The sequence below is a fragment of the Amycolatopsis sp. SID8362 genome (assembly GCF_010550475.1).
In the GTDB taxonomy this organism is placed as follows: Bacteria; Actinomycetota; Actinomycetes; order Mycobacteriales; family Pseudonocardiaceae; genus Amycolatopsis; species Amycolatopsis eburnea.
Window position 1 is genome coordinate 1 of record NZ_JAAGNB010001526.1, and the last position, 12,709, is coordinate 12,709.

Annotated in this window: 11 protein-coding genes and 1 pseudogene; 7 read left to right on the plus strand and 5 right to left on the minus strand. The window is 68.1% G+C overall.

Annotated features, from left to right (window positions below):
• Positions 1–697 (minus strand): MerR family transcriptional regulator (locus G3I65_RS46990; RefSeq protein WP_375336776.1); only part of this gene is annotated, 697 nt, incomplete at its 3' end.
• Positions 698–945: 248 nt separating this feature from the next.
• Here G3I65_RS46990 and G3I65_RS46995 point away from each other — a divergent pair.
• Positions 946–1,248 (plus strand): WhiB family transcriptional regulator, encoded by a 303-nt coding sequence (locus G3I65_RS46995; protein WP_043792619.1) that lies wholly within the window; start codon positions 946–948, stop codon positions 1,246–1,248.
• A gap of 109 nt (positions 1,249–1,357) precedes the next feature.
• On the opposite strand, the gene groL is transcribed toward G3I65_RS46995, so the two are convergent.
• The gene (gene groL, locus G3I65_RS47000) at positions 1,358–2,971 is read right to left on the minus strand and encodes a chaperonin GroEL (protein ID WP_160701856.1); all 1,614 of its coding nucleotides are present in this window, start codon (positions 2,969–2,971) and stop codon (positions 1,358–1,360) included.
• A 90-nt stretch (positions 2,972–3,061) separates the two neighbouring features.
• On the minus strand, positions 3,062–3,355 hold the full coding sequence (groES, locus tag G3I65_RS47005; RefSeq protein ID WP_004559922.1) for a co-chaperone GroES: 294 nt from the start codon (positions 3,353–3,355) through the stop codon (positions 3,062–3,064).
• A gap of 1,258 nt (positions 3,356–4,613) precedes the next feature.
• On the opposite strand from groES, the gene G3I65_RS47010 reads away from it, so the two are divergent.
• From G3I65_RS47010 to G3I65_RS47020, 3 genes and pseudogenes are all read left to right on the plus strand, one after another.
• Entirely contained in the window at positions 4,614–5,702 is a 1,089-nt protein-coding gene (locus tag G3I65_RS47010) for a YaaC family protein (RefSeq protein ID WP_160701857.1), read from the plus strand.
• 47 nt (positions 5,703–5,749) lie between these two features.
• Positions 5,750–6,499 (plus strand): annotated as a pseudogene (locus G3I65_RS47015) (helix-turn-helix domain-containing protein); the annotation flags it as partial.
• A gap of 707 nt (positions 6,500–7,206) precedes the next feature.
• On the plus strand, positions 7,207–9,069 hold the full coding sequence (locus G3I65_RS47020) for a peptidoglycan recognition family protein (protein WP_160701858.1): 1,863 nt from the start codon (positions 7,207–7,209) through the stop codon (positions 9,067–9,069).
• A gap of 22 nt (positions 9,070–9,091) precedes the next feature.
• Here G3I65_RS47020 and G3I65_RS47025 read toward each other — a convergent pair whose 3' ends face one another.
• Together G3I65_RS47025 and xrtP are read right to left on the minus strand one after the other, a co-directional pair.
• The gene (locus tag G3I65_RS47025; protein WP_160701859.1) at positions 9,092–10,468 is read right to left on the minus strand and encodes a glycosyltransferase family 2 protein; all 1,377 of its coding nucleotides are present in this window, start codon (positions 10,466–10,468) and stop codon (positions 9,092–9,094) included.
• A complete protein-coding gene (gene xrtP / locus G3I65_RS47030; RefSeq protein WP_160701862.1) occupies positions 10,465–10,974 on the minus strand; it encodes an exosortase P in 510 nt (169 codons plus the stop codon). The genes G3I65_RS47025 and xrtP overlap by 4 nt, the downstream gene beginning before the upstream one ends.
• A gap of 363 nt (positions 10,975–11,337) precedes the next feature.
• Here xrtP and G3I65_RS47035 point away from each other — a divergent pair, with 363 nt between their 5' ends.
• The 3 genes from G3I65_RS47035 to G3I65_RS47045 form a co-directional block, all read left to right on the plus strand.
• Entirely contained in the window at positions 11,338–12,105 is a 768-nt protein-coding gene (locus G3I65_RS47035; protein WP_160701860.1) for a choice-of-anchor P family protein, read from the plus strand.
• Between the two features lie 11 nt (positions 12,106–12,116).
• Positions 12,117–12,296 carry an LPXTG cell wall anchor domain-containing protein gene (locus G3I65_RS47040; protein ID WP_160701861.1) on the plus strand — a complete coding sequence of 60 codons (180 nt, stop codon included), beginning with the start codon at positions 12,117–12,119 and terminating at the stop codon, positions 12,294–12,296.
• Positions 12,297–12,392: 96 nt separating this feature from the next.
• Positions 12,393–12,709: UDP-N-acetylglucosamine 2-epimerase (locus G3I65_RS47045; RefSeq protein ID WP_160701863.1), on the plus strand; the 317-nt coding region annotated here is incomplete at its 3' end.

A 12,709-nucleotide genomic window follows, 5' to 3' on the forward strand; every position in this document is an offset into this window, starting at 1 on the left:
GCGCGCTCCGCCGCACCGCCACCGCCAAGACCTCCGCCGGCAGCGGGACCCCGAAGAGCTGGGCGCCGATCCGGCGGCCGGCCAGCGATGCCGCCAGCGCGTACATCGGCATCGAATCGCGTTCCTCCGGGACGCAGCCGAGCAGCACCGGGCGGGTGTTGCGCGGCTCGTCCAGCACCGGGGTGGCGCGCACCAGCGCCGCGAACACGCACTCCGCGAGCAGGTACTCGACCTCCGCGCCCGCGCTCACCCCGCGCCAGCGGGCGCCCAGTGCCGACAGCACCGGCTCGAGCACGCCGGTCCACGCGGGGAGCACGCCGAGTTCGGCGATCGTGTCCGCGAGCATGCGCTGCACCGCGCCGACGTCCATCGCCAGCGCCGCCGTGCTCAGGCGGCGGGCGAGCCGGGAGCGGACCTCCGAGCCGTCGTCGGCCACCGCCGCGCCGGAGGGTTCCGCGGGTTCCTCCGGCTGCGGCGGTCCGGAACGCGGCATCTGCTCGAGCGCGTACTTCGCGGCTTCGGCCGTCGAAGCGCCGCTGAGGAGCGCGCGCTGCATCAGTTCGAGCCTGCCGATGTCGGAGCTGCCGTAGCGGCGGTGCCGGCCGTCCGTGTGGCGGCTGGGGCCCAGTCCGTAGCGGCGGTCCCAGGTTCGGAGGGTGGACGGCGCGACCCCGAGCCGGCGGGCGACCGAGGCCACCGGCAGGGTGGGTTCTTCGGTGCCCGACCCAGCTCCCACGAGCCTCAATATCCAGGCACTCAGCGGAGTCGGCAACCGGAGGCGAAATACCTGCTCACACATCCGGGGGATGCCTAACGGCTGAATCGGGCCGGATCGCTTGAACAACTATTGGCGCGCTTCTAACGTTACCGCCGTTGCACCGAATGGAGTATCGGCACCACAGCAGAGCAGCTAGCGGCATCGACCGATTGACGGAGGCGGTCAGGATGGCAGACACGCGCAGGCTCCCAGGACCCAACGCCGACATGTGGGACTGGCAGCTCGAAGGGTCGTGCCGGGGGATGGACAGCGCGTCCTTCTTTCACCCGGACGGCGAGCGCGGCCCGGCGCGGGCACGGCGGGAGGCCAGGGCGAAGGCGGTCTGCCTGAGCTGTCCCGTCCTGGAGATGTGCCGCAGCCACGCATTGGCGGTGCACGAGCCGTACGGCATCTGGGGCGGGCTCTCGGAGTCCGAACGCGAGCACCTCATCAAGTCCGACAAACGCGCGCTCAGCATGTCCGGCGGCTGAGCGCCCCACCGACATCGAAGGGCGGCACCGGGTGGGGTGCCGCCCTTCGTGCTGTCCAGGGCACGAAAAAGCGGGGCGGCACGAGTGCCGCCCCGCTTCTCCTGCCGCGTCAGTGCGAGTGACCGTGGCCCGCCGCGGCGGGCTCTTCCTCGGCCGGCTTCTCGACGACCGACGACTCCGTCGTCAGCACGAGCCGCGCGATCGAGGCGGCGTTCGCCACCGCGGACCGGGTCACCTTGACCGGGTCGACGATGCCGGCGGCCAGCAGGTCGGTGAGCTCGCCGGTGGCGGCGTTGAAGCCGTGGCCCCAGCTCTGCTCCTGCACCTTGTTGACGATGACCGCGCCCTCGTGGCCCGCGTTGGTCGCGATCCAGAACAGCGGGGCGGACAGCGCGTCACGCACGATCTTGACGCCGGTCGCTTCGTCGCCCTCGAGGCCGAGGCCGCCGTCGAGCTCCTTGACCGCGTGCACCAGCGCCGAGCCACCGCCGGGCAGGATGCCCTCTTCGACGGCCGCCTTGGTCGAAGCCACGGCGTCCTCGATGCGGTGCTTGCGCTCGTTCAGCTCGGTCTCGGTGGCCGCGCCGACCTTGATGACCGCGACGCCGCCGCCGAGCTTCGCGAGCCGCTCCTGCAGCTTCTCGCGGTCCCAGTCGGAGTCGGTCGTCTCGATCTCCTTGCGGATCTGCGCGACCCGCCCGGCGATGGCGTCCTTGGTGCCGTCACCGTCGACGATCGTGGTGTCGTCCTTGGTGACGACGATCCGGCGGGCCTTGCCCAGCGCGCCGAGGTCGACGTCGGACAGCTTGCGGCCGATCTCCGCGGAGATGACCTCGCCGCCGGTGACGACCGCGAGGTCGTCCAGGAACGCCTTGCGGCGGTCGCCGAAGAACGGCGCCTTGACCGCGACGGCGGTGATCGTCTTGCGCAGCGAGTTCACCACGAGGGTGGACAGCGCTTCGCCGTCGACGTCCTCGGCGATGATGAGCAGCGGCTTCTTGGCCTCGACGACCTTCTCCAGCACCGGGAGCAGGTCGGCCAGCGCCGAGATCTTCTCGCGGTGCAGCAGGATGTAGGCGTCCTCGAGGATCGCCTTCTGCTCCTCCGGGTTGGTCGCGAAGTGCGCCGAGAGGAAGCCCTTGTCGAACTGGACTCCCTCGGTGATCACCAGCTCGGTCGCCAGGGTCGACGACTCCTCGATGGTGATGACGCCGTCCTCGCCGACCTTCTCGACGGCTTCGCCGAGCAGGGCGCCGATGTTGGCGTCGCGGGAGGTCACGGTGCCGACCTGGGCGATGTTCTCGCGGCCCTTGACCGGGGTGGCCTTGGCCTTGAGGACCTCGATGACCTTCTCCGCGGCGGCCTCGATGCCACGGCCGATCGACGTCGGGTTGGCGCCGGCCGCGACGTTGCGCAGGCCGACCTTCACCAGCGACTGCGCGAGCACGGTCGCGGTCGTGGTGCCGTCCCCGGCGACGTCGTTGGTCTTGGTGGCGACGCTCTTGGCGAGCTGCGCGCCGAGGTTCTCGAACGGGTCGTCGAGCTCGATCTCACGCGCGACGGTCACACCGTCGAGGGTGATGGTCGGGCCGCCGAACTTCTTGTCGAGCACGACGTGGCGACCGCGCGGGCCGAGGGTGACCTTGACGGCGTCGGCGAGCTTGTTCACCCCGCGCTCCAGCGCGCGACGAGCGTCCTCGTCGAAACTGATCTGCTTGGGCATAGCGTGTTCCGCTTACCTTTCTCTGAACGCAAGAACGCCCCGCTCCCCGGTGTGTGCGGGGCCCGGGGCGTCATGCGCTGCGAGCGGACGTCAGTTGATGACGGCCAGCACGTCGCGGGCGGACAGGATGAGGTAGTCCTCACCGTTGTACTTGACCTCGGTGCCGCCGTACTTCGAGTAGATGACGACGTCGCCGACGTTCACGTCCAGCGGGACGCGGTTGCCCTTGTCGTCGATCCGGCCCGGGCCCACGGCCAGAACCTTGCCCTCCTGGGGCTTCTCCTTGGCGGTGTCGGGGATGACGAGGCCGGAAGCGGTCGTCTCCTCGGCCTCGCTCGTCTGGACAACGATCTTGTCCTCGAGCGGCTTGATGTTCACGCTCACCGGGTTGACCTCCACGGTCGTCGAAAGCGTTGGCAGGATGTGGTTACGGCTCTACCACCCCCGCCGTCGCGGGTGCCGGGGCTGTCGGGCCGTGCGATTAGCACTCTATCCACGTGAGTGCCAGCTTCGCAAGGAGGGTGGTCCTGACGTGGGACAGAGTCGCCGGATGGGCCCTGACCGGCCTCTTTGTTCCGTGATGGTTCCGCGAGGCCTTCGGTCCGGCTGAGCCGGACACCCTCAGTATGCTCGCGCCGCGTGCGCGCGTGCGGCCTTCCCACTCCCCCGCACCTGCCAGTCGACGAGTTCGAAGCGAGACCACAGGGCGACCTGATTGGGGCTGAGTCGTCGGCTCGGCTGCTTCATCGTTGGCACCTCTCCGGCGGGTTGGCATCGGCGACGCGGGCTGCACGGCGGCTATCCGCCCCCGTCTTCCTCGCCCATGCCGCAGTTAGCGCCGGACTGTCGGTGTCAAGGGTGAGCGCAGCTCATCGCGCAGCGACGCCGTAGGCGCCCTTGATGGCGGCGGGCCGGTGTTAAAACGATCGCCTGCGAGCAAACGGCCAGCGTCGGAGGGCACCTTGCCGTTATGCTGGGTGTGACGCAGGACCGCCGCGTCGGGGGGGTTCCTGATGCCCTGGCGGTCACTGGAGCAGATGTCGTGGCTGCGTTGTCTTCGAGCGGGCTTTGGCTCGTCATTTTGGTTGCTGTCGTGATGCTCCCCGTGGCCGGCGGGGTAGCCCTGGCGCTCCTCGCAAGGGTCCTTGCCTCGCCGGAGCGCGACGTCAGAGTCCGCGTTTGGGGGCTTCCTCGGCCAGGAATTGAGATCGATGCCAAGGCTGTTCCAGCGTCGTCAAGCAAGGATGAAGCGTGTGGTGGCGGGACAGCTGGGTTGGACCAGCCTGCCACTGCTGCGCTGCGCGCGGATGGAGCGGCCGATACTTGATGCGGATGACTCCGGGCGCTCGCCGAGTGTGGCGGTGAACGCTCGATGATCAACGATTGTCGGCGGCGCGCTGCGCGGTGGTGTGCTATCGGCGGGCCTCGCCCGGCGACCGGCGGCCGGAGCGGAGCGGCAGGCCGTCCGTGTCGCCATAGGGCGAGCCCGCCGTACGCCCGGCGACGTGCGCGCCGCCGACGGCGGCGCCTTGATCCCATAGAGCCAAGTTCGGCAGTAACACTGGCGATGACAATAGCGAGGTCCGTATGGTCTGTAATGGAATCCGCTGTCTTGCGCGACATTGAAGACGGAGAACAAGTAGTGACGACCTACCGCGATCTTCTTCTACCCGACCAAGCAGCGGTGTGGCGCGAACTGCGGGGCTTACGCATCCGGCCACCCGGCGCCGCACAGGCGGATGATGCGCGAGCTGCAACTTTTCAGGCAGCTCTTGAGCAGTCGCAGCAACTCATGACAGCAGCTAGCAATGCCGGTTACGCGACGCGTCCAATACAGCTTTTTTATGCGTTATCTCAAGGCGGCCGCGCGATTGCTTCTGTTTCGAGTCGTTTGCCAACAGAAATCCAGGTTTCCGACAAGGCCAACCCAGGCCAGACATTTCCTCGCGAGATTCCTTGGCTACTCAAAGGTCACGGCATCACTGCACCACACACTTCTTGCGAAAAGATAGCCGACGTCAAAGTTAAGGCCGATCAAACAGGCCTAATGCCTGGCGTCGCCCTTGCACTAGACCTTGAATGCCTGCCGCCAGGAGAAAAGATCCGAATTGGAGACCTATGGCCAGTCGTGCCGGAGGCTCAGTCGGTGCCGTTGCCCAACCAGAGCGAGATTCGCGCTCTAAGCATAGATGACGCAAGACTGACGGCACAACGCACCGATCAATGCGAAGTACTGATTGGGAATATACCCTCGTCAGTACACCGCTCGTCTACGGAAAACCCGGAGAACTTCCAAAAGTTTCTTGCAAGCTACCCCACACTGACGGACGCCGAACTTCCAGCAGGTGCATCGACACAGATCACGTGGAGTACATCAAGAGCAGGAACCTACTCAACATATTTGACCTGGCGCAAGGAATCAGGCGAGGTGCTCGATGCCACAATAGAGACCGACGTACTCAAGGGCATTCGATATAGAAGCGTACACGATTTTTGGATATTTCCGAATATCGGCAAGATGTCGACCCCCCTTCATCCCTTGCTGGCTTGGTGGGCTATTTTGTTCGCCTTATCCATGCTGGCTCGTTATGAGCCTGGAAACTGGTCCAGGATGGTGAATATCGACTCGTCTAGCGACGCAAACGCAATCGAACACCTGCTCGACGAGGCACTCGACGTGGTGCCCACCTTATTGTTGGAAGCAATCCGTTCTGCGGCAAAGCTCTCCTAGCTGCTGGTATCGAGGTCAACCTCACCTCAAGCTGTTAGCCTGGGGGTATGCGTGGCGCGGGTGATCAGCGCAGCATCAGGGAGCGTATTGCCTTCTACCGGCGGCGGCGTGGGCTGTCGCAAGCGGTGTTGGCTGACCTGGTGGGCCGGACTGAGGACTGGCTGAGCAAGATCGAGCGGGGCGAGCGCGATATCCGCAGGTTGGACGTGCTCGCCGACGTCGCGCGCGGTCTGCGCGTCACGCTGGGCGACCTCCTCGGCGAACCGGTGCTCATGGAGGACCAGAACGACGACGTCCCGGCCATCCGTGACGCGCTGATAGCTCCCCGGCGGCTGCCCCGGACGCTGTTCTCCTCGTCGATGTCGCCGGAGTACATCGATCCGGCGCCGGTGGCACAACTGGTGGAAGGTGCCTGGTCGAGCTACCAAAAGGGCGACCTCGGCCGCGTGGTTACCGCTCTCCCCTGACTGATCAAGACCAGTCAGGGGATGGAAGCGGCATCAGCGGACGACGGGACGTACCGGCGAGCCTGCGCAGCGGAGTCAGCACGGGTGCATCACCTGGCCGCGACGATGCTCAGCAAGATTGGCGAGGCCGACCTCGCCTGGATCCCGGCCGAACACGCCATGCAAGCGGCGGACGAAGCGGATGACCCACTGGTTCTGGCCCCGGCCGCCCGGTCAGGCACGCACGCGCTGCTGGCGGCCGGCCGGTTCGACGACGCGCTTGAGCTGGGCGACGTGGCCGCGAAGATGCTCCCGGGGCGGCCATATGACCTTCGTCACGCCGCCGTCTCGTCGTGGATCGCCGCCGGGGTGCCGCTCCCCGACATCGCGGACCGGGCCGGGCACACGGTCGACATGCTGACCAAGGTCTACGCGAAGTTCGTGCACGGGACCCGCGACGTGGCCAACCGCCGGATCGAGGACTTCCTCGACGGTGATCTCGGCTGAGCGCGGTACGGTGGGTGTGCCCTCGGACAAAACACCAGGTCCAGGGGCACATCCGCGTTCCGGGCTTGTTCCGCGCCTGTTCCGTGGACACCGCCAAACGGCCGATGATCGTCACAGACAGTCCCAGACGCCGGAACTTCGGCAAACTCATCTTTCACTTGGCAGGCAACGCAAAGCACGTCCGACCAGCCGACCGAAGAGTGACTTAGCGTGACTGAAAATCCGTGAGGGTTCCATCCACGTGAGTGCCAGCTTCGCAAGGAGGGTCCACCCGACGTGCCGAAAAGCGGCACGCACGAGCCTGACCGGCACTTTCGCCGCCAAGGCCGAAGGCCGCCCTACACCTCCCCCGCCCCTCGTCCCCGCCGCAGTCAGCACCGGGGAGACGGAGTCAAGGGTGAGCGAAGCGAATCGCGAAGCGACGCCGAAGGCGCCCTTGAGGCCGCCTCCCCGGTGTTGAACAATCGACGACGAGGAGCGGTCACCACTCTTACCCCCAGCGTGAGTTTCTGGTTAGGTTCTGACGTCTGGCACCTGAACCCTGGGGGTTTATGCCCATGTCCCTCCCAAGATCGGCCGCGCTCATCGCCGCCGTCACCCTCACCACCGCGCTCGCCACTCCGGCGCACGCCGACACCACCAGCCAACGGCAACACGACTTCACCGCCGCCGCGAAGGAGTTCGGCGTTCCCGAGAACGTCCTCCTCGGCGTCTCCTACCTGGAGTCCCGCTGGGACACCAACGGCGGCACGCCCAGCACGTCCGCCGGCTACGGCCCGATGCACCTCACCGACGTTCGCGAGGCCGGCGTCGCGACCACCCACCACGACGAAGGCACCGAAGACCCGCGGGGCGACGACGCGCGCCCCGCCCTCCACCCGCAGGCCGGGCCCGCCACGCCGCCCGCCGGGCTGCAGACCGTCGACGAGGCCGCGCAGCTCACCGGCCAACCCGCCGAGACCCTCCGCACCGACCCCGCCCAGAACATCCGGGGCGGTGCCGCGCTGCTCGCGAAGTACCACGACGGCCAGACCGGCTGGTACGACGCCGTCGCGAAGTACAGCGGGTCCACCGGGGACGCCGCGCAGGCCTTCGCCGACGAGGTCTTCGAGACCATCAAGACCGGCATCGCCCGGACCACCGACGACGGCCAGCAGGTCACCCTCGCTGCGGCCCCGGACACCACAGTCCCGGCGCACGCGGGAAACCCGGCCGGTGTCGAGTGTCCCCGGAGCGTCGCCTGCGAGTCCGTTGCCGCTCCCTACCAGGAGCTGCCGAACGACGACTACGGCAACCACGACCTCGCCGACCGGCCGAGCAGCCAGAAGATCGACCACATCGTCATCCACGACACCGAGGGCTACTGGGACAGCGTGCTCAAGCTCGCCCAGGACCCGACGTACGTGAGCTGGCACTACACGATCCGCTCCAACGACGGCCTGATCGCGCAGCACGTCCCGACCAAGGACGTCGCCTGGCACGCGGGCAACTGGTACGTCAACGCGAAGTCCATCGGCATCGAGCACGAGGGCTTCGCCGCGAAGGGCACCTGGTACACCGAGGCGATGTACCGCTCGAGCGCCAAGCTCGTCGGCTACCTCGCGCGCAAGTACGGCATCCCGCTCGACCGGGCGCACATCATCGGCCACGACAACGTGCCGGGCACCGTCCCGTCGACCATCAAGGGCATGCACTGGGACCCGGGCCCCTACTGGGACTGGTCGCACTACTTCGACCTGCTCGGCGCCCCGCTCGGCGGGTTCGGGCTGCCCGGCTCGTCGCTGGTCACCATCGACCCGGCCTTCGCGAAGAACCAGCCGACGTTCACCGGCTGCGACAGCCCCGGGACGCCGTGCGCGCCCCGCGGTTCCGAAGCCGTCGTGCTCCACTCGGAGCCGAGTGACGCTTCGCCGCTGCTGAAGGACATCGGCCTGCACACCGACGGTACGCCGTCCACAATGGACGTCGCGGACGTCGGCAGCCGGGTCGCGACCGGGCAGCAGTACGCCGTCGCGGAGGTCCGCGGTGACTGGACGGCGATCTGGTACCTCGGGCAGAAGGGCTGGTTCCACAACCCGCGCGGCGCGAAGGTCGCGAAGCCCGCGATCGGCTGGGTCGTGACGCCGAAGCCGGGTCTCGCCACGGTGCCGGTGTTCGGGCGCGCGTACCCGGAGCCGGCGGCCTACCCCGCGAACGTGCCGGTGCAGGCCATCACGCCGCTGCCGTACACGCTCTCGGCGGGCCAGCAGTACTCGTCGGCGGGCACGGTCGGGTCCGAGTACTACTACGCCGTGACGTTCGACGCCGCCGACCACGTCGTGGTCAAGGGCAAGCTCAAGTACGTCCAGATCCAGTTCGGGCACCGGATCGCGTTCGTCAAGGCGGACGACGTCCGGATCGCGCCCGCCTTCTAGTCCGGCCGGGCGGAGGTCGCGCTCACGCGTCGAGCGCGACCTTCGCCCCCGCCGACTGCTCGGTGTTGCGGCGCGTCTTCGCCCAGCCGTTGCGGCCGCGGACCAGCCTGAACAACGCGCGCCACGACGTCACGTAGAACGTGTAGATGTAGGCCGCGTACGCGAACCCCAGCCCGATGCCGCGCAGGATGTTCTTGCTGCGCAAGCACTTCAGCTGGTAGATCGGGCCCCAGACGAGGAACGGCAGCAGCCCGAACGAGCCGTAGATGGCGAACAGGATCCAGGCGCCGCCGGTGAACCACGTCCACATCTGCGCCGGGTCGCCCGCGGTGCTCACCACCAGCAGGATGAACGGGATCGGGTAGAGCAGCGAGCCGAGCAGCTGCAGCCACGGCTGGGCGAGGTAGTACATCATCTCCGCCGCGCCGAGCGTGCTGACGTGCGGCGAATCCCAGATCCGGCGCAGGTACCGCGCGCACTGCATGGTGCCCTGCCCCCACCTGGTGCGCTGCACGAGGAAGCGTCGCAGGCTGTACAGACCTTCTTGCGCCACATGGGAATCCGGCGTGAACCCGGTGCGCCAGCCGGCCGTGAGCAGGTGGACGCCGAGTTCGAAGTCCTCCAGCAGCGAGCCGCGCCACGGCTGTTCGCCGGGGCCCGCGATGGAGTCGAGCGCGGTGAGCCGGGTGAACTGGCCGTTGCCGCCCATGGAGATCGTGCCGGTGAAGCCGCGGGACGTCTGGATCGCCGCGATCGCCGTCCGGAACTCCAGGTCCTGCAGCTGCGCCAGCTTCAGGCCGAACCAGCGCCCGACCGGGTTGCGCGACGGCGGCGGCGTCCCGACGTTGCTCATCCACACGTCGAGCTGGACCGCGCCGACCGCCGGATCGCCGAAGAGGTGGTCCGCCGCGCAGACCTCCAGGCAGTTCGGCGCCGGGCGGCCGTCGGCGTCGACCACCACCACGACGACGTCGTCGCGCGAGGCGCCCGGGCCCATCCAGTCGTTCAGCGCGCGGTAGGCGGCGTTGAGGGCGTCGCCCTTGCCGGTCCGGGCCTCGGGCCGCGTGCGCGGCACCAGGTGCAGGTACGGGTCGTAGCCGCCGTGGCGGCGCCACAGCATCCGGACGACGCGGGCAGTGCGGTCCTCGGAGTCGTCGTCGACGACCCAGACGTGCGCCCTGCGGAACGTCGTGCGCAGGTAGCGGATCGTGTCGCGGATGACCACCTGCTCGTCGCGGCACGGGACGAAGAAGTGCCACGTGAAGTCGGCCGGGTCACCGACCGGCGCGGGCTTGCGGCGCAGGTACGGCACCACGATCAGGACGACGTAGACCAGGAACGCCACGCTCATCGTGAGCGCGAACGCCTGCGTGATCGCCAGCAGGACCTTGACGCTCATGCCTTCTTCTTCCGGGTGGCCAGCCAGACGAACAGGACGAGCGAGACGGCGCCGCCGAACACGCTGACCATCGAGCCGAGCAGCGTGTGGCCCCAGTAGTAGCCCTCGTCGGTGCCGTAGGCGTGCACCAGCCCGACGATGGTGAGAATGCGCAACTGGTTCACCAGCACGACGACGAGTGCGGAAATTCCCAGCGAAAAGAAGAGCCGCTTCGCATTCGCGGGCCGGAAGTACAACATGATCATGGTCACCACGATCAGTGGCAGCAAAAGGAACGCCGAAGAACATTCCGGCGTCATTCTCAACCCGAACGGAGCAGTGCTCGTCAACCCAAAGTAAACAGACTCCCGATCCGGGGCCACATAAACACCCGATGTAGTGATGACGTCGAGGATCGCACCCGCGAGCCGCACTTCCAGCTCGCGGTAGAACCGCTCGGCCAGCACCACCACGGCACCCGCGGCCGCCAGCGCGCTCAGCGCGATGACCAGCGGAAACCGTGCCATACCTGCGTTCGGAGCGCTCGCTACGGCCACGACGTTCCTCTCGGTGTCGGTTTTCGGATCAAGCTGCGGACCCCGGGGCGAGCGTAAGACACGACCGGCCCCCGCTTCCACCCGGAGGTGTGGTTTAGGCGCCCATTCGGCAGTTTCCCCCGCGAACTTGCTAGGCCATCCGAGTGATGCCAAAACGACCTGCGGAAACTTCACGATCTCTTACCCGATCCGGTGATTCGGGAAATTTTGTGTGCTATTCGGGCCTCGCTTCGCGATAGTCGATTCGCGTGCCGACTCGAGGCAAGCCGGTTCGATCCGCGCCGCCGTCACGCGAAACCCCCGGAAAAATCCAGTGAATTCGGAGGACAGTTGATGAAGAGCTCCCTCGTGCGCCGCGGTGGCCTGCTCGCCGCGGTCGTGGCGAGCGTCGTGCTCGCCGGCGCGGCCCCCGCGTCGGCCGCTCCCGGTGACGGGTCCGCGTACGGCGTGAACGTCGACGTGACGCTGCTCGGGCAGCCCGCGGTGAAGGCGGGGCCGCTCGCGGCCGCGAACACCGCGGGCCCGACGAGCAACAGCTTGGCGACGGTGAACCTGCCCGGGATCCTGACCACCGGTGTGATCAACACCGAGGCCAAGCGCGACGACAACTCCGGCGCGGTGACCGCCAAGGCGAGCACCGCCGACGTCGGGCTGCCGCTGCTCAAGGCCCTCGGGCCCAACGTCGGCGCCAAGGCCGTCGAAGCGGTCTGCACGGCGACCCAGGAAGGCGTCAAGGGCAGCACCACACTGGTCGGCGCCAACCTCGGCAGCGCGGGCGCCGTCGACGCGACCCCGGCGCCGAACACCCAGATCAAGGTCGCGCTGGCCGGGATCAACATCGCGACGGTCATCCTCAACGAGCAGATCGCGAACAAGGACGGCAGCCTCACGGTCAACGCCATCCACGTGAAGCTGCTCGGCGGGGTGGTCGGCTCGCTCGGCTCGGGCGACGTCATCGTGTCGTCGGCGACCTGCGGCCCGGCCGCGCCGCCGATGCCGCTGGCGTCCGGCGCGGGCCTGTGGATCGGGCTCGGCCTGCTCGGCGCCATCGCGGTGCCGGTCGGGACGCGCATCTTCCGCCGTCGCGCGACGCAGGCCTGAGCGAGGTCCGCATGTACAAGATGCCGGGCGCCGGGGTCGGCGTGGCCGGTGGCGGGGTGGGCACCCTCGCCGCCACCGGTGCCGACATCGGGTGGTGGCTGGCCGTCGGCGTGCTCCTGGTCCTGCTCGGGACCGCCGCGCTGATCGCCGTCCACCGCCGCAACCGCCGTCTCTCCCAGGCGCGGGAGTGACAGACGGGCCGTCGGCGTGTGCCCCTCGCACGCCGGCGGCCCCGCGGTGGAAAATTTTCAGGAAAAATGGTCGATGTGGATAAGGGGCACCGCGGGGTGGACGTGATGTTGCTGGCCGGAACGCGGCCCGAAGCGCTCAAGCTCGCGCCACTGGCGCTGGCGCTGGACGCACACCCGGCGCTGCGGCCGGTCCTGGTCCACAGCGGCCAGCACCCGGGCATGGTCGAGCAGGCGCTCGAACCGTTCGGGCTGGCCGTCGACGCGTGGCTGGACGTGCCGCCGCGGGTCACCGGCGGGCAGGCAGAACTCGTGGCCGGCCTGCTCCCCGCGCTCGACGACGTGCTGCGCCGGCACGCCCCCGCCGCGCTGGTCGTCCAAGGCGACACCACGACGACGCTCGCGGGCGCGCTGGC

Bases quoted from the DNA above. Each gene is read 5' to 3' on its own strand.
- G3I65_RS46995 (WP_043792619.1), top strand. From the start codon at position 946: ATGGCAGACACGCGCAGGCTCCCAGGACCCAACGCCGACATGTGGGAC.
- groL (WP_160701856.1), bottom strand. From the start codon at position 2,971: ATGCCCAAGCAGATCAGTTTCGACGAGGACGCTCGTCGCGCGCTGGAG.
- G3I65_RS47020 (WP_160701858.1), top strand. From the start codon at position 7,207: ATGCCCATGTCCCTCCCAAGATCGGCCGCGCTCATCGCCGCCGTCACC.
- G3I65_RS47025 (WP_160701859.1), bottom strand. From the start codon at position 10,468: ATGAGCGTCAAGGTCCTGCTGGCGATCACGCAGGCGTTCGCGCTCACG.
- xrtP (WP_160701862.1), bottom strand. From the start codon at position 10,974: ATGGCACGGTTTCCGCTGGTCATCGCGCTGAGCGCGCTGGCGGCCGCG.
- G3I65_RS47035 (WP_160701860.1), top strand. From the start codon at position 11,338: ATGAAGAGCTCCCTCGTGCGCCGCGGTGGCCTGCTCGCCGCGGTCGTG.
- G3I65_RS47040 (WP_160701861.1), top strand. From the start codon at position 12,117: ATGTACAAGATGCCGGGCGCCGGGGTCGGCGTGGCCGGTGGCGGGGTG.